This is a genomic window from Cryobacterium sp. PH31-L1 (assembly GCF_030063145.1).
GTDB lineage: Bacteria > Actinomycetota > Actinomycetes > Actinomycetales > Microbacteriaceae > Cryobacterium.
In genome coordinates, this window is record NZ_JASISM010000002.1 from 293,693 (window position 1) to 310,146 (window position 16,454).

Annotated in this window: 16 protein-coding genes; 9 read left to right on the forward strand and 7 right to left on the reverse strand. The window is 64.8% G+C overall.

The annotated features are described in order from the left end of the window. Positions 1-168: 168 nt before the first annotated feature. The 4 genes from QMF22_RS05730 to QMF22_RS05745 all read left to right on the forward strand — a co-directional run bounded on the left by QMF22_RS05730 (position 169) and on the right by QMF22_RS05745 (position 4,406). Complete coding sequence (locus QMF22_RS05730; RefSeq protein WP_283451652.1) at positions 169-1,431, forward strand: extracellular solute-binding protein; 1,263 nt, start codon at positions 169-171, stop codon at positions 1,429-1,431. 70 nt (positions 1,432-1,501) lie between these two features. Further along, positions 1,502-2,455: a carbohydrate ABC transporter permease gene (locus QMF22_RS05735; RefSeq protein WP_283451271.1), complete on the forward strand. Its 954-nt coding sequence runs from the start codon at positions 1,502-1,504 to the stop codon at positions 2,453-2,455. Continuing rightward, positions 2,452-3,351, forward strand: a complete 900-nt coding sequence (locus QMF22_RS05740) for a carbohydrate ABC transporter permease (protein WP_283451273.1) — start codon at positions 2,452-2,454, stop codon at positions 3,349-3,351. Before QMF22_RS05735 ends, QMF22_RS05740 begins: the two co-directional genes overlap by 4 nt. Next, positions 3,351-4,406: an N-acetylglucosamine kinase gene (locus tag QMF22_RS05745; protein WP_283451275.1), complete on the forward strand. Its 1,056-nt coding sequence runs from the start codon at positions 3,351-3,353 to the stop codon at positions 4,404-4,406. Before QMF22_RS05740 ends, QMF22_RS05745 begins: the two co-directional genes overlap by 1 nt. Positions 4,407-4,436: 30 nt before the next feature. Here QMF22_RS05745 and QMF22_RS05750 read toward each other — a convergent pair whose 3' ends face one another. Both QMF22_RS05750 and QMF22_RS05755 read right to left on the reverse strand, forming a co-directional pair. After that, on the reverse strand, positions 4,437-4,784 hold the full coding sequence (locus tag QMF22_RS05750; protein WP_283451654.1) for a DUF202 domain-containing protein: 348 nt from the start codon (positions 4,782-4,784) through the stop codon (positions 4,437-4,439). 5 nt (positions 4,785-4,789) lie between these two features. After that, the gene (locus QMF22_RS05755) at positions 4,790-5,149 is read right to left on the reverse strand and encodes a YidH family protein (protein WP_092340272.1); all 360 of its coding nucleotides are present in this window, start codon (positions 5,147-5,149) and stop codon (positions 4,790-4,792) included. Positions 5,150-5,294: 145 nt separating this feature from the next. Between QMF22_RS05755 and QMF22_RS05760 the strand changes: the two genes are divergently transcribed. Further along, complete coding sequence (locus QMF22_RS05760) at positions 5,295-6,137, forward strand: TRADD-N-associated membrane domain-containing protein (RefSeq protein ID WP_283451279.1); 843 nt, start codon at positions 5,295-5,297, stop codon at positions 6,135-6,137. A gap of 326 nt (positions 6,138-6,463) precedes the next feature. Here the strand turns inward: QMF22_RS05760 and QMF22_RS05765 are convergent, their stop codons facing one another. Further along, positions 6,464-7,633, reverse strand: a complete 1,170-nt coding sequence (locus QMF22_RS05765; RefSeq protein WP_283451281.1) for an ATP-binding protein — start codon at positions 7,631-7,633, stop codon at positions 6,464-6,466. A gap of 307 nt (positions 7,634-7,940) precedes the next feature. Between QMF22_RS05765 and QMF22_RS05770 the strand changes: the two genes are divergently transcribed. From QMF22_RS05770 to QMF22_RS05780, 3 genes are all read left to right on the forward strand, one after another. Further along, positions 7,941-8,369: a hypothetical protein gene (locus tag QMF22_RS05770; protein WP_283451283.1), complete on the forward strand. Its 429-nt coding sequence runs from the start codon at positions 7,941-7,943 to the stop codon at positions 8,367-8,369. 368 nt (positions 8,370-8,737) lie between these two features. After that, positions 8,738-9,859, forward strand: a complete 1,122-nt coding sequence (locus QMF22_RS05775) for a helix-turn-helix domain-containing protein (protein WP_283451286.1) — start codon at positions 8,738-8,740, stop codon at positions 9,857-9,859. After that, positions 9,856-10,377 (forward strand): PIN domain-containing protein, encoded by a 522-nt coding sequence (locus tag QMF22_RS05780; protein ID WP_283451287.1) that lies wholly within the window; start codon positions 9,856-9,858, stop codon positions 10,375-10,377. Before QMF22_RS05775 ends, QMF22_RS05780 begins: the two co-directional genes overlap by 4 nt. An 853-nt stretch (positions 10,378-11,230) precedes the next feature. On the opposite strand, the gene QMF22_RS05785 is transcribed toward QMF22_RS05780, so the two are convergent. Continuing rightward, entirely contained in the window at positions 11,231-11,575 is a 345-nt protein-coding gene (locus QMF22_RS05785; protein WP_283451289.1) for a hypothetical protein, read from the reverse strand. 275 nt (positions 11,576-11,850) lie between these two features. On the opposite strand from QMF22_RS05785, the gene QMF22_RS05790 reads away from it, so the two are divergent. After that, positions 11,851-13,335, forward strand: a complete 1,485-nt coding sequence (locus QMF22_RS05790; RefSeq protein WP_283451291.1) for an amidohydrolase — start codon at positions 11,851-11,853, stop codon at positions 13,333-13,335. 181 nt (positions 13,336-13,516) lie between these two features. On the opposite strand, the gene pstB is transcribed toward QMF22_RS05790, so the two are convergent. Genes pstB through pstC form a run of 3 tightly spaced genes read right to left on the reverse strand, consistent with a single transcriptional unit; the run spans position 13,517 to position 16,347 of the window. After that, positions 13,517-14,296 (reverse strand): phosphate ABC transporter ATP-binding protein PstB, encoded by a 780-nt coding sequence (gene pstB, locus QMF22_RS05795; protein ID WP_283451293.1) that lies wholly within the window; start codon positions 14,294-14,296, stop codon positions 13,517-13,519. A gap of 21 nt (positions 14,297-14,317) precedes the next feature. Then, entirely contained in the window at positions 14,318-15,406 is a 1,089-nt protein-coding gene (gene pstA, locus QMF22_RS05800) for a phosphate ABC transporter permease PstA (protein WP_283451294.1), read from the reverse strand. Then, the gene (gene pstC, locus QMF22_RS05805) at positions 15,406-16,347 is read right to left on the reverse strand and encodes a phosphate ABC transporter permease subunit PstC (protein WP_283451297.1); all 942 of its coding nucleotides are present in this window, start codon (positions 16,345-16,347) and stop codon (positions 15,406-15,408) included. Before pstC ends, pstA begins: the two co-directional genes overlap by 1 nt. Positions 16,348-16,454: the final 107 nt, after the last annotated feature.

The window sequence follows — 16,454 nt, forward strand, 5'->3', positions numbered from 1 at the left end:
GGTGGCCAGATGACAGACCCCATCCCGGATTCGTGCCGCAGGCCGTCGCAGTGACCAAGTAAATAGCAGAATTTCATTGACGCGAGTTTGTTTAGATGATGTACTAACAAAAATACTTCATCCGTTTCGTGCTCGTTAGCTCGCGTCACCAAGGAGACTTCTGTGAAAATGTCCCGCAAGATCAGCACTGCGATCGGCCTCGCCCTCACCGGGTCGGTGCTTCTGGCCGGCTGCAGCGCCGGCTCCACCGCCGCGAACGCGAACGAAGACCTCACGGTCTGGTTCATGCGTGAGGATGTTCCTCAGGTGGCCCAGGACTGGCTGGTCAACGAATGGGCAGACACGCACGACGGCGCCACGCTCACGATTGAAATCCAGGACTGGGACGGCATCGTCACCAAGCTGCAGACCACCCTGGCCAGCCCCAGCCAGACGCCCGACCTCGTCGAGTTCGGCAACTCGCAGGTCATCACGTTCAGCGCCGCCGGGGCGCTCAGTGACATCACCGACATGACCGACGAACTCGGCGGCTCAGACCTCATCCCGAGCCTCGTCGAGGCCGGAACCCACGACGGCGCCCTGTACGCGGCACCGTTTTTTGCGGGCTCGCGCATCGTCTACTACCGCAAGTCGCTGTTCCAGGCCGCTGGTATCGCGGTGCCGACCACAATTGCCGAGGTTGCCCAGGCTGCGATCACCCTGCAGCAGGCCAATCCGGAGGGCGTCGACAACTTCTCCGGCATCTTCTTGCCGGCCAAGGACTTCGGCGCTGCTCAGGGCTGGGTCTACACCCACGGCAGCACCTTCGCCGAACTCGACGGTGACACTTGGAAAGGCACACTCTCAACTCCGGAGGGCATCGCCGCCCTCGAGGACCTGCAGAATATTTACCTCAATGGCGTAGCGGATGCCGCCACCGCCACCCTCGACGAGGCTCGCCAGCCCGCCGTGCGCTACAGCGCCGGCCAGGCCGGCATGTTCGTCGCGCTCAACAACGCCTATGCCAAGATCGACCCAGCCCTGCTCGAAGACACCGGAGTCTTCGCCCTCCCCGGCGTTGAAGCCGGCAGCACCGGCAAGGCTTTTGCGGGTGGGTCGAACATCGCCATCCCGGCGCAGTCGCCCAAGCAGGACCTCGCCCGTGAGGCCCTCGCTCTCACCCTCAGTGAGACCTTCCAGAGCTACTTCGCCTCGGACGGCGGCTGGGTTCCCGGCAACATCAGCTACGCCGCACCGCTCGAAGCCACCGAGGTTGGCCAGGTTGAGGTGCAGGCTGTCGCGGCCTCGGTCATGACGCCCGCTGCCGAAGGCTGGGCCACCGTCGAGGGCAATGACGTCATCCGTGACCTGCTCACGCAGCTCGCCCAGGGTGGCGACGTCAAGCAGCTCGCCGCCGACACCGACGCCATGATCGAGAGCCTGCTCAACTAACACGAGGGCCGCGCCCCGCACGGGCGCGGCCGGCCCTCGTCGCATCGACCGTTCTGAAAGGAGATCAGGCATGACACTCACTGCTCAGCCCCGCACCCTCGCTGCTCCCACACCGAAGAAGTCCGTCGCCGGTCGTTCCCCGGCCCTGATCCCGCTGCTGCTCGGCCTGCCGGCGTTGCTGATCGTGATCGTGTCCCAGGGGTACCCCCTGGCCAACCAACTCATCATGTCCTTCCAGGAGTTCGGCCTGAAGCAGCAGTTCGGCCAGCCGGCCGACTGGGTGGGGCTCGACAACTACGCTGCCGTCACCGCAGACCCGGTGTTCTGGGTCGTTCTGGTGCGCTCGCTGGTGTTCTGCTTCGCCTGCGCCGGCCTCACCATGGCCATCGGCGTGTCCACGGCGCTGCTGCTCACCCGACTGACCAAAACGGTGCGCATCCTGGTGCAGAGCGCCATGCTTGTGGCGTGGGCGACTCCCGTGCTGTCGTCCCTCACGGTGTGGCAGTGGCTCTTCAATACCCGCACCGGCGTTGTCAACTGGCTGCTCGTCTCCCTGGGCTTCGAGCAGTTTGACGGTTTCGCCTGGCTGCTCGAGGCCGGCAGTTTCTTCGTCATCGCCGGGGCTGTCATCATCTGGATGAGCGTGCCCCTGGTCATGTTCATGGTCTACGCCTCGCTCACCCAGATTGATGGCGAAATCCTCGAGGCGGCGCAGCTCGACGGTGCCACCGGCTGGCAGCGTTTTCGGCACATCATCGTGCCGGGCATCGCGCCGGTACTGATGCTCGTCGGTCTGCTGCAGATCATCTGGGACATCCGTGTCTTCACCCAAATCTCGGTGCTGCAGGATTCCGGCGGAGTCTCCGCCGACACCAACGTGCTCGGCACCTACGTCTACCAGATCGGCCTCGGCCAGGGCGACTACGGCGCCGGATCGGCCGTGGCCATGATCATGCTGCTTATCACCCTCATCATCAGCTGGGGCTACGTTCGTTCCCTCGTCAAGCAAGGAAACGTCTCATGACCGCCGCATCGACCCTGGTGAGAACCTCCCGGACCCACTCCGGAACCGGCAGTACCGCCGTGGGCCGTCGGCGTCGCCTCGGCCGCATCGGCATCAATATCGGCGGCGTGGCCCTCGCCCTGCTCTGGGCTTTCCCGGTCTACTGGATGATCAACAGCAGCTTCCAGACCGACGCCGCCCTCTACGGCGCGACCCCGCAATTCCTCCCCTTCCCCATCGATCTCTCCAACTACGCGACCATCATCGGCGACGCCTCCTTCTGGTCCGCCATGCGTGTCAGCGCCCTCGTCACCGCCATCTCCGTGGTCGTCGCCCTGTTCAGCGCGTTCCTGGCCGCCGTGGCCCTCAGCCGGTTCCGTTTTCGCAGTCGCACGGCGATGGTCATCGTGGTGCTCGTCATCCAGATGATCCCGGCCGAAGCCCTCTTCATCTCCCAGTACCGCATGCTCGACAGCTGGGACATGATCAACAGCATCGTCGGCCTCAGCCTGCTCTACGCTGGCCACTCCGTTCCGATTACGATCTGGATGCTCAAGGGCTTCGTCGACGGCATCCCCATCGAACTCGAAGAGGCGGCGATGATCGACGGATGCAGCCGCTTCGGCGCCTTCCTCCGCATCACCTTTCCGCTGCTGGCGCCCGGCATGGTGGCGTCGGGAATCTTCGCCCTGCTGGCCTCCTGGAACGAGTACACCCTTGCCCTCGTCATCATGAAAGAAAACAGTGCCGCGACGCTGCCGCTGTGGCTCAAACGATTCAACGTCACCTACGAGGCCACCGACTGGGGTGCCATCATGGCCGGTTCCGCACTAATCGCCATACCGGTCATCATCGTCTTCCTCATCGTGCAGGGCCGAATGGCCACCGGGCTCGTTGCCGGCGCGGTGAAAGGCTGATGGTGAATGCTGCAGTGGATGCTCCGGTTCCCGACAAGCGGATGCCGCCCCGCGCCACCGTCTTCGACCCCTCGCCCTACGTTGCCATCGACATCGGCGGCTCGGGGTCCCGTGTCTACGTCGGTTCCGCGCACGCGCCATCGGCGGCGGGCGACCTTCCGCTCGCGAGCGCGACCGGGCCATCCGTTATGGTCGGTCCTTCCGGCATCGACGTCGAAGCCCTCATCGGCACCCTCGTCGGCCTCGGCGACCAGCTGCGGCGCGCCCAGGGCCTCGGCTCACCGCTCGCGGTGGTCGTGGGCATGAGTGGCCTCATGGAACTCGTCGACCGGCCCACGCGCGTTACCGATGCCATCGCCGCGCTCTGGCCGCGCGCCCGCACCGTGGTCGCCTCCGATTCCGTCACCGCCCTGGTGGGTGCGCTCGGCATCGGCGGGGGAGCGGTCGTGGCAGCCGGCACCGGCGTGGTCGGGCTCGGCAGCGACCTCGACACCGTCTGGAACCGTGTCGACGGCTGGGGCCACCTGCTCGGAGACGCCGGCGGTGGGGCCTGGATCGGTATGCAGGGCCTGCGGGCCGCGGTGCGCGCCTACGACGGACGCGCGGGCGGTTCCGCGCTTCTGCTGAAGCTCGCTACCCGCGACCTCGGCGAGGTGCACGACCTGCCCCGCATGCTGTACACCCGCGACGACCGTGCCGGGGTCATGGCTACGTTCGTGCCCGCGATGGTCGAGGCCGCTCATGCCGGTGATGCCGTGGCCGCAGCGGTGTGGCAGCGGGCCGGCCAGGCGCTGGCCGAAACTGCTCAGGCAGCGCTCACCCCGCAATTGCCCCAGCGTGTTGCCCTCGTCGGCGGTCTGCTGGCGGCCGGGCGGCTCCTCACCGATCCGTTCAACGCCGCCGCGGAACGGCTGCTGCCGGGGGTGCACGTGCACCTGGGCGGGGGCGGCTCGCTTCAGGGAGCAGCCGTTCTGGCCCGGCACCTCGTGCTGGATCCCGCCATGGTGCCGCACCATCCGCCGTTCATCACGAGAGTTCTGCCCGCAGTCGAGTAACCCGGGCACCGCGCACGAGTTCGTCGAGGTTTATAGCCAGCCCGCCAGAACCGACGACTGGGAGACCACGAAGACGAGGGCAGCGAGGCCAATCAGCAGGGCAGTGAGTGTCACCGCCGCCACGGCCCTGCCCCCGCTGACGGCCGCGGTCGGGTCGTTCACCAGAGCCCGGGTGGCCCGGCGGTAGCGAATCGAGGTGAGCGCGTAGGCACCGCCGACGAGCGCGAGAGCGGGCACGCCGATCAGCAGCGCCAGCAGCGGGTCGGCGATGGCGCCGTATCGAATGGAGACGGCGACTCCCAGCGCGAGTACGAGGCAGGTGCGTCGCCAGGCGAGGAGCGTACGTTCCGGCTGCAGCCCCGACTCGAAAATTCGCATCTCGCTCACACCAGCAGGCTCCCGACGATGATGCCGACGATGGCGATGGCCGCGCCACTGGTGATGATGGCTCCGACGGCAAGGCCGGGCAGCGGCTGCATCAGCCGCATGGACCGCTCGGTTGCCGCCCACGACCACCAGGCGTGCACGATCGACACCAGACCGAGGGCGATGAAGATGAGCGCGGAGGCGAGCCGGATCTCGGCCTGAATCGGGGCATCCAGCGCTTCCAGCGCAACGCCGGCGAGCAGCAGCGCGAGGGACGTGCGAATCCAGGCCAGAAAGGTGCGCTCGTTGGCGAGGCTGAAGCGCGGATCGGGCTCGTCGCCCACCTCAAAGACCTTGCGCGGAAACCGTGATCTCATATCTTCCGAGCATACCGGTGGGCAATAGCGGCCGGGCGGCGCCTTGCTGCCGCAGCGGCCGTCGTCGGGGCAACCAAGCCCCCACTATCCCCAGCCCCGCACCGGGAGTAGCGTGACGGCACCAAAATGAAGCGGAGGGCCCACCGTGCTCGATCAAATTCATGCCGCCGAAAAACCCCCACACGAAGCCCCCAGAACCTCCGCCTGGATCGGCTCCGCCGAAGAACGCACCGCCAGAAAGTCCCGTCGCACCTATCTCATCTCCACTCCCATCGTGCTTCTGTGCGGCGGCGCACTCATCCTCTGGTGGTGGCTCGATCCCGCCGTGAATGAGTTCGTCTTCCTGGCCGGCTGCGGATTGGTCGGCTGGGCCGTCGGCGCCGGCATCTTCATTCCGTTCATGCTGAAAAACGCGCGGGCACGGTTCGAAGAAACCGAGCGCGGCGCGCAGCGAGTGATGCTCAGCATGCAAAACGTGCAGGCCGATCCCACCATGGGCACCCTGCTGCACCTCAACCGCACCGAGATGGAGCGCTACCACCACCTCACCATCGAGCAGGCCGCCCGGTCGTTCCGGCACAGTCAGGTCGCCATGTATCTCGGCTTCGGCCTGCTGGCCCTGTGCATTCTCATCGTCGTCTGGCCCAGCACCAGCGTGCAGACCAAGTTCACTGTCGCAGCCCTCGGCCTGGTCAGCACCACCGTGTCCGGATACATCACCCAGACCTTCCTCAAGTCGCACACGGCGTCGGTCGCGCAACTCAACCGGTTCTTCAACCAACCGCTGGTGAGCAGCTACCTGCTCACGGCGGAACGCCTGGCCCTCGGCCTCGACGATTCCGCCCGCAACGATGCCTTGGTGCTCGTCATCGCCGAGGCCCTCAATGCCGCCCATACCGAACGTCAACTCACCGACGCCCCCGCGCGGGTCAAGCGGCGCATCCCCGCCCGCGGCGCAGCCGCCAAGCCCGCCGACCCCGTCGTCTAGGCCACTGCTCGAGCGACACCCCACCCAAGCGGATGCCGCACCCACCAGGCCTAGGCGTCGGCGCACTCAACGCCATCACCGCACCCTGGGGGGCGAAACTGCCGGCCAAGGCCCGCCCGGTGCTCGCCTAGACTGGCTTACTCGGCATCCTCGCCTCCATCTTTGTCATCGACGACACCATGCCCTTTCCCGCTCCGTGGGCGCTGCTGCCCTTTCTGGCCACGGCGCCCGTCATCGCGGCCGGTGGGGGAACCCAGCAACAAACGTGGAAGTCTGACGGGTTGTTCCAACGCAGATATCGAAACGGGTCTCAGTGCCTCTAATACTTAGAGGTCTGCGGTGCTGCTGCGGGCTACGACATAGCTGGCAAAACCGGGGACCGAGAATTCGAGCATTCCAAACGCGGGGGAGTGCACAATACCTTTCTTGATAACCCGGTCTCGTACCGGTGCCACTACGCTCAACGATTTTCCAAGGTTGCGGGCGACGGCGCCGGAACCCACTCGAGCGACGTCAGGGAGCATGAGGGCCGCCATGGCATCAACGTATTCTCGTTCCTTGTCGCTGAGCCGGTCGTACCGTGCGGCGTACAAGCCGACGCTGAGCTGACGCTGCGCCGCATCGGCGGACACCTGCACGTGTTTCAGGGTTATGGTTCGGGCGCCCTCGGCAGCAACCCATGCCTCACTCGCGTACAACTGAAGGAAGTACGGGTAGCCATGCGCCTCAGCAACGAGGTGGGATACCGCGCCTTCATCCCACATAATGCCTTGTCCGAAAGCCGGGCTCACGACCGCTTCTCTCGCGTCTGGGTCATTCAGCGGCCCGATACCCTCGAATCGGAATCGTTCGGCGTACGTGTTGGCTTTCGCCATGTCCGCGGGAAGGCCGGGCAGACCGGCACCGATGAGCACAATGGGTTCGTCATCCAGCGCAGAGAGCGCCTGAATCAGCACCGCGAGGTCACGCTTCCGGAATAGCTGCAGCTCGTCGATGAGCAGTGCTACCCCGACACCATTGGCGCGAGCGTCAGCGCCGAGCGTCCGCAGAAATGCCACCAGAGCGGGGAAGGCATCAGCCGCAGGACTTACGGCTCGTCTGTCTGTATCTACCTCGAAGCTAAATCCGGCGGGTCCGAGCGTAAGTTTCATACCTCCGATACGGTGGCCGCCGTTCGCGAGGGCAGCACGGAACATCCCGGTGGACAGTTGGGCACTGTCGGCGATGATGTGCTGCACCGCTATTCCAGGTTCCACGTTTCGACGCACCTCGAAGTAGCCGGCCAGCCAGCCACGTTCCCGGAACAAGTCGCGTGCCGCATACAGCAGACTCGTCTTCCCCATGCCACGCAAACCCACGTAGATGAGTGGGTTTGCGGTGCGTCCGGCCTGAACTTGGTCTGCCAGGTTTCGTACCAAGGCAGTCTGGCTGTCGCGTCCCGCCAGCAGTGCGGGGCGAGTACCCGCGCCGGGCGTGTACGGGTTCAGGAGGTTCATGGGAAGACGATACCACCATCCGTGTTCAAAAACCTTATAGTATACAAGGTCCTTATGCTTACGATTTTTGTTCTGAGAAGCGTACTCCACCCCGCCGGTCGAGGCGCGAGGTACGAGCGATCGAGACCCACGAGCGAAGCCAAGACCGCCGTCAATCGTCGTCACGATGGCCCTGATTTCCTCGCCACAGGCCGATTCACCGGGCGGGCCACTGTTGTACGGTGCGTGCCAATAGACGCGGCACCACCGACGCTCAAAAAAATGCCCTTATCCACCAGGACCAGGGGCGTGAGTTCTCCGTCACTCTGTGCAGATTGCCTGGCCGGTTGGCGTGTGGGGAACGGACGCTACAGGACAGCTGGTCGTGCCGGTATCGACCGACTGGACGAGCGGAAACCCAAGCGCTGTAGGCCACGGCCACCGTCTGGGCCAGCTGAAAGATGCGCAGGCCCACGGTGTACTGCCGGGTCGTCGGGTCGAACTTGGCGTACCCCTCGCGCACCAGTGTTCCGAGCATCACCTTGCAGCTGCATTTCCGAGCGCGGTGGCGCGGGCCACGATCGCACAGCTCCTGCTTACGTATATGGTTCGAGATGGGGATCTCAGCGACGAGAACAAGCAGAAGTACATCAGCCAAAACACCGCAGCGCTCCAAGACCAGGCCAAGGCGTTCTACTCCGGAATCATCGCCAGCGTCGCTCCCGAAGTCACGATCGATTTTGAGTTCGCAGGGTAGATGCCCGCAGCGCGCCGTTGTCGCTGCGTGAACCCGAGGGCCCTTGACCCGACCGCGCACGCGCTGGCGTGGAACGAGCTGCGCCATTACGGCCCGATGCCAAATATGCGATTCGACCCCCAACCACCGCCTACCGCCACGTAGGCCGACATCGGGGTCATGTACGCCGCCAACGTGCCCGCCACCGCGCTCGGCGAAGTGTGCCAGGTCACCCGCGCAATGGGCGGAGCAACGATGCGTCCTGGATCCCGTCTCGCCCGTTGTTCAAACGCTCGACCGAGCGGCGCTGGGTCTCGCCGGGATTGACTGGCCGCGGGAGTGAATCTTGATATGGCGCTTTTCCTCGTATATGTGCGAAAATAGCACACATGAACGAGATCAATGCGAACACACTCGGCGCGCGCATTCGTGAAGCGCGCGAGCGCGCTGGCCTCAACCAGGGAGAGCTGAGCAGTCTTGTCGCGCTAGATCGCACGGCCGTGAGCAAAATCGAAGCGGGCACGAGGAAGATCACAGCGCTGGAGCTCTCAAGCGTCGCCCAGGCGATTGGTGTTCGAATGACGTCGTTCTTCTCCGACCCGCTTCCGGCACTGGTGTCGCATCGCTCCAGTCAGGGGCTGGACACCGTCGATTCGAAGATCGACCAACTGCTCGCCGGCCTCGCAGCAGATGTAGAGCTTGTGCGGTCTCTTGCGTCATCTGAACTGGTCCCGGAGCGATTCGCGGAAACGCCGTACCCCCGCCCACGGAGCAACTCCGCCGCTGAAGACCTCGCCGCCACAGCGCGACACCTACTTGAGCTGAACTACACCGAGCCCGTGCACGACCTAGCGAACCAAGTCGCCAGGATTGGCCTATTTGCCTTCTCTAGGGACCTGGGAGTCGACACTGCTGACGCTGGCACCATTTTGCTGACGAGTGGTGGTGTTTCGTTGGTAAACAGCCACAACAAGGTCGGTGGGAGGCGGCTGGCTCTCGCGCACGAGCTCGGACATTTTCTCGTTGCAGACGACTACACGATTGACTGGAGAATTTGCGAGCCGAACGGCGACATCGAAGCTACGCTCGACCGTTTCGCTCGAGCACTGCTTCTTCCCAAAGATGGTCTCGCTGGGTTGTGGGAAGAAAAGCGCGCAGCTCACGGCGTGCGTGAGACCGCAGTGCTCTGCGCGAGCGACTTTCGCGTCGACATGGCGACCCTGGCACGCCGACTGCGTGAGCTGGAGATAGTCGAGAGCGACGTCGCCAATTTCATCCGTACTATCTCCACGACCCGTGCCGACATAGTCGAATTCGGTCTCAACGTACCGACGGAGCTGGAGGCAACGAGCCTTCCGATTGCGTTCCAGAAAGGCGTCCTGCGATCGTTCCGCGAAGAAAAGATCAGCCGGGAGCGTGCGCTTGGTCTACTTCGCGGCACTTTTGAAGACGAGGATCTGCCACCGATTCGGCCTCGGCGGGAAGATGAACTCTGGAATTTCGTTTCGTGACGGATTTACCGGAGCCCCTTGTCTTCGACACGGGGCCGCTTCGGCACTTTGCTGTGGAAAGCTGGCTTGGGGTACTTCACTTTCTTGCCGGTGATCGACCCGTCGTGATCCCGGACAGCGTGGAAGCGGAACTTCGGCGGCAGTCGTACGAGGTTCCCGTCCTCAAGCAGATTCTGGACGCAGACTGGATTACCGTTGATCGAAGTACTGATCTCGCCTACATGGTTTCCTTCGCGGCGTTTGCAGATCGACTTGTCGAAGGCGGCCGGAACACTGGCGAATGCGGTGTCCTCGCTCTTGGCAAGGTGCGTGGGTTCGAAATCGTTCTCGATGACGCAGTGCCCCGGCAGATTGCACATGACGAGGGCATTCGTGTCACCGCAACTCTCCCGTTGCTGTGTAAAGCGATTCGCGACGGACAGCTAACCTTGCGCATGGTCGAAAGCCTCGCGGACGACCTCATCTCTGCGAATACTTTCTGCCGTTCGAACAAGGCGGCTTTCGGCAGTGGGCCGTAGGCGAGGGCTTGATCGACTACTAATCACGCGTTCTCGGAACGCGGCTATGAAAGCTGGCCCGGTAATGGTCGTAGTCGCCGCGAAGGGGTCAGGAGTGTCTCGCACCGGGTTTAGCGGAGGTTCTTGACCCCCCGGAAAGGTTGGGAATTATGCCAACACGGAAGAAGAATCCGCCGGAATTGAAGGAGCGGGCGCTGCACCCGCTGATGAGGCCGGGGCCCCGATTTTGCTATTGAACAGATTCTCGCCGTGGCGATCGGGTGGGCTCACCGGGTCACGGCAGACGGTTGTTGGCTTGCGTGACGCAACGCCCCCGTATGCGCTTGCCCGGCCGATCGACTGACGGCGGCGATCCCACGAATGAGCACAGGTTTCACGAGGCGTTGGGCATTGCCGCGCCTATCGTGGCGCCGGCGGCCAAATCGCGATTCGTGCCGACCGTCGCTGGTGAACTCTGCCTCGGTGACGAGTGGCTGGGTCGCCAGTAGCGGCTCAAGGAGGTTGTGCGGGAGGCGGCGAAGCAACTCCAGCTCGAGACGTCGGGCCGCGCGTTGCCCATCGGCCCGAGAAGTGGCTTCGACTGTGCCCGGTGGATTCTAATCGGGCAACCGGAGCCCGACACCTATTTCGCCTTCGGAATTGCCAGCCGGCGCGCCATCGACGGTCGCAGTCCGATCTGGATGCAGATCAACTCGGGCACCGGCGCGCGGACCCGTGATTCTTCTCGCTCGCGGCACCCGTTAGCGATCACTGCACGCGTTCCTAGGGGTGCCCGCGTCGCTAAAGGGTGCCGCGGGTGCCGCGCGGGTGCCGCGCGGGTGCCGCGCGGGTCCCGCGCGCGGCAACATCCGCTCTACGGCCGCACAGGCCCTTCGGCGCGCTTGCGTCGCACGACCGACGTGGTCACGAGGGTCAGCCCGAGCAGGAGCGCGGCACTTCCGCCCGAAATCGCCAGCACGGAGGCGTCATAGCCGGTGGAGGCGAGTTTGACGGAGCCGAGGGAGGCCGCTTTGGAGCCGACCTGTTTGGAGTCGACATGTTTGGAGCCGACATACCCCGCATCGGGCGGCACAACGGTATGGGTCACTTTCGTGCTCTGACTATCACTGGGAACATACGTGACAGCGGATGCCGCGGCCGGCACTGCGAAGACGGCCAGCGTGGCCAGGGCTGTGATTGCAAAGAGTTTCTTGAGCATGGCAATTTCCTGTCAGAACGGTCGGGTCGGCACGAATCGAAGCAGGGTATGCCTCGAACGACTCATACCGTAGTGGTCTGCACCGTAGATATCTACGGGTTAATGACAAATTCTCACTGAAGGTTTTCTGCTGTACGCTTTCGTGCCGCTCCGCCGAACCGCGCACGATTTGAGGGGTGGCGAAGGTGCCGTGCGCGGAATCCGAAACGGGCTGACAGATCCACTCCGCACCCGCCTGTAGGGTGGCAAGACCCCCCTCGACCGAAAGCCGCGCCATGCCCGACCTCGTTCTGCGCTCCGTCCGACAGCCCGGCGACACCACGCTGTCCGACGTGCACATCACCGACGGCGTCATCACGCAGATCGTGCCCTCCGCCAGAACGCATGCCGCCACTCTCGACGGACGCACCGTCATCCCCGGCCTCTGGGACGAACACGTACACCTGACCCAGTGGGCGCTCGCCGGAGCCCGGTTCGACCTCTCGGCCGCGGTCTCGGCGCACGAGGCCCTCGAGCTCGTGCGGGAGCAGGTCCCGCTCAACCACCCCGCCGCACAGGTCGACCAGTCCAGCCGCCCGACCCCGCTTATCGGAGTGCGGTTTCGGGATGCGGTCTGGGCCGACCTGCCCACCCGGCGCGGTCTCGATGAGGTGACGCAGGGGCATCCGACCGCTTTGATCAGCCACGACCTGCATTGCGTCTGGATCAACAGCGCCGCCGCCGAGCAATTCGGTGTGCACGTCGACGAGTCCGGGCTGCTGCGCGAACAGGCTGCGTTCGTCCTCACCATCGCGCTCGGCCAGATGCCCGACGCCGAGGTCGACGCTCTCGCCGCCCAGGCCGGGGCCCGGGCCGCCGCCCGCGGAGTCGTCGGCATCGTGGACTTCGAGATGACCTGGAACCGTTCCGTCTGGCAGCGCCGCATCGCCGGCGGGTTCGACGCCCTCAGGGTTGAGGCCGGCATCTACCTCGCAGACTTCGACCATGCCGTCGCCGAGCGGATGCACACCGGCGACCGCATCGCAGACACCCACGGCCTGCTCAGCGTGGGGCCGCTGAAGCTGCTCATCGACGGATCCCTGAACACCCGCACGGCGTTCTGCGTCGACGAATACCCGGTCGGCGGGCACGGCGTGCTCGCCGTGAGCGAAGACGAACTCACCGAGATTCTCCTGGCCGCGCAGGGCGCCGGGCTCATGCCCGCGGTGCACGCCATCGGAGACGCGGCCAACACCGTGGCCCTGAACGCCTTCGAGCGCGCGGCCGTGCCTGGCCGCATCGAGCACGCCCAGTTTCTGCAGCCCGCAGACTTCGCGCGCTTCGCCCGCCTCGGCGTCATCGCGAGCGTGCAGCCGGAGCACGCGCTCGACGACCGTGACGCGGTGGAACTCAACTGGTCCGCAGGCGCCGATCGAGTCTTCGCTCTGCGCTCGCTGCTCGATGCCGGAGCCACCCTCGCCCTCGGTTCCGACGCCCCCGTCGCACCCCTTGACCCCTTCACGGCCATGAGCGCCGCGTCATCGCGGGCTCGCAGCGACGGACGCGACCCCTGGCGCCCCGATCAGGTCATCTCCCGCGCCGAGGCCCTCGCGGCATCCGCCCGCGGACGCACCCGCCTCAACGTCGGCGACGTTGCCGACCTCGCGGTGCTCGACGGCGACCCGCTCACGGTTTCCGACGCCACCTTCGAACGGATGCCCGTGGCCGCCACGCTGCTGGCCGGTCGCGTCACCCACGGCGCCGCACTCCTGGCCCCCTGAGCCGGATAGCCACCCCGCGGCCATCTGTTTCGCAGACAGAGTTGCGTTGGTCGATTGCGATCTCGGCAAGCTCGACCAGCGGAAGAATGGTCGGCTCCCGCAGACGGCCAGACGGCCAGGCGGCCAGGCGGCCAGGCGGCCAGGCGGCCAGGCGGCCAGGCGGGCCGTGCTGTCGAGCGACTTACCCGAACCGCCCCGACACGTAGTCCTCCGTGGCCTGAACGCTCGGGTTCGAGAACATCGTCGTGGTGTCGTTGTACTCGATGAGCTTGCCCGGCTTGCCGGTGCCCGCAATGTTGAAGAACGCGGTGCGGTCCGACACCCGCGAGGCCTGCTGCATGTTGTGCGTCACGATCACAATCGTGTACTCGGCCTTCATCTCTTCGATGAGGTCTTCGATAGCTAGAGTCGAGATCGGGTCGAGGGCCGAGCACGGCTCGTCCATCAAAATCACGTCGGGCTCCACCGCAATGGCACGGGCGATGCACAAGCGCTGCTGCTGCCCGCCGGAAAGTCCCGAACCCGGTCGCGCGAGGCGATCCTTGACCTCTTGCCACAGGTTGGCCCCGCGGAGGGCTTTTTCGGTGAGGTCGTCGGCATCCGTCTTGCTCATGCGACGGTTATTGAGCTTCACGCCGGCCAGGACGTTGTCCTGAATCGACATCGTCGGAAAAGGGTTGGGCCGCTGGAACACCATGCCCACTTGGCGGCGCACGAGCACCGGGTCGACGCCCGGGCCGTAGAGGTTGTTGCCGTCGATGAGCACTTCACCCTCGACGCGCGCGCCGGGGATGACCTCGTGCATGCGGTTGAGCGTGCGAATGAACGTGGACTTTCCGCACCCGCTCGGCCCGATCAACGCCGTCACCGTGCGCGGCTCGATCACGATCGAAACACCCTCGACGGCGAGAAAGTTGCTGTAATACACGTTGAGGTCGTTGACTTCGATGCGCTTGGACATAAGTCCCTTTCTAAGTAAGTGTTAGCGGCCCAGCTTGGGCGAGAACCAGTGGGCGATGAGACGGGCAAGTCCGTTGAGCAGCATCACGATCACGATGAGGGTGAGCGCGCCGGCCCAGGCACGGTCGACGTACGCCTGCGAGTCAGCACCCTGGTTGGCGTACTGCGTGTAGACGAACACCGGCAGAGTCATCATGCGCTCACTGAACAGGTCGTAATTCATGCTCGACGTGAATCCGGCAATGATCAGCAGCGGAGCCGTCTCACCGATCACACGGGCGATCGACAGCATCACTCCAGTCACGATTCCCGCAATGGATGTCGGCAGCACGACCTTGAGAATGGTCAGCCACTTCGGCACCCCCAGTGCAAAAGCAGCCTCGCGCAGTTCGTTCGGCACGAGCTTGAGCATTTCTTCACTCGAGCGCACCACGACCGGAATCATGAGCACTGACAGCGCGATCGACCCACCGAATCCAAAGCGGATGCCCGGGTCGTTGAACAACAGCGCGAACAGTGCGAAGGCAAACAGCCCGGCGACGATCGAGGGGATACCGGTCATCACGTCGACGAAGAAGGTGATGGCGCGGGCCAGGCGGCCGCGGCCGTATTCCACGAGGTAGATCGAGGCGAGGAGGCCGATCGGCACGGAGATGAGTGTCGCGACGCCGGTCACCAGCAGCGTGCCGGTGATGGCGTGCAGCACGCCGCCGCCCGCGCCGACCACGTTGCGCTGTGACGAGGTGAAGAACGTCGGCGTCAAAAACGCGGGCAGCCCGTTGACGACCGTGGTGTAAATTATCGAGATCAGCGGCAGCAGTGCGATCACGAATGCGGCGGTCACGAGGGCCGTCACCAGCCGGTCGGTGGCCTTGCGTGAGCCTTCGACCAGGCGCGACAGCACGTAGATGGCCACGCAGTAGAGCACCGTGCCGAAGACGAAGGTTCCGACGACGTTGAACCCGTCAACAGCGCCCGACAGATTCAGCATGGCGAAGAAGGCGGCCGCGACGGCCCAGCTGGCCAGCAACACCCACAGCGGTGAGCGTGGCGGCAGCTTTCCCGCGGTGAGCGAGTTGGTGAGCGGGCGGGCTTCGGTGACGGATGTCATCAGTTGGCTCCCGAGAATGCCTTACGGCTGTTGATGACGACGCGGGCCAGCATGTTCACGAGCAGCGTGACGATGAAAAGCATGAGGCCTGTCGCGAGCAGGATATTCACGCCGACGCCGTGCGCCTCGGGAAAGTTGAGTGCGATGTTCGCGGCGATCGTGTTGGAGTTCTGAGACGTCAGTAGCTGGAAGAAGACCTCGGGGCTGGGGGAGAGCACCATGGCCACGGCCATGGTCTCACCGAGCGCCCGGCCGAGGCCGAGCATCGAGGCCGAGATGATGCCTGGCAGGCCGAAGGGAAGCACGGCCATGCGGATCATTTCCCAGCGGGTGGCACCCAGGGCCAGCGCGGCTTCTTCGTGAAGCAGTGGAGTCTGCAGGAAGATCTCGCGGCAGATGGCGGTGATGATCGGCAGGATCATCACCGCCAGCACCACGGAGACGGTGAGGATCGTACGTCCGGTGCCCGACACGGGGCCGGAGAGGGGAAGAAACCAGCCGAACCACTCGACCAGTGTGGTGTAGAACGGCTGCACGAGCGGGGCCAGCACGGTGATACCCCAGAGGCCGAACACGACCGAGGGAACCGCGGCGAGCAGGTCGATGAGGTAACCGAGACCCTGCGCGAGCTTGCGCGGTGCGAAGTGCGAGATGAACAGTGCGATGCCGATGGCAACCGGCACGGCCATGATCAAAGCCAGAATGGCTGAGTAGACGGTGCCGAAGACGAGCGGCCCTACGTACGACCAGAAGTTGGTCACGTCTCCGCTGAACTCGGACGGATCAGCGACGAACGCCGGCAGGCTCTCGATCAGCAGGAAGATGGCCACGGCAGCGAGCATGGCCAGAATCACGCTGCCGGCGATGACCGTGGCCGACGAGAAGATACGGTCGCCGGGTCGTTGCCTGGCCTTGATGGTCGTGGCGGCAGCCGTGGTCATGCCGGTCTCCTAAGTAGCGTCGTACTGGTGAAATTGTGCAGAAGCTCGGGTGGAGAGCGGCGTGACGCAAGTGGCCGCACACCCAGTCTGCCCGATCCGCCCTCGCG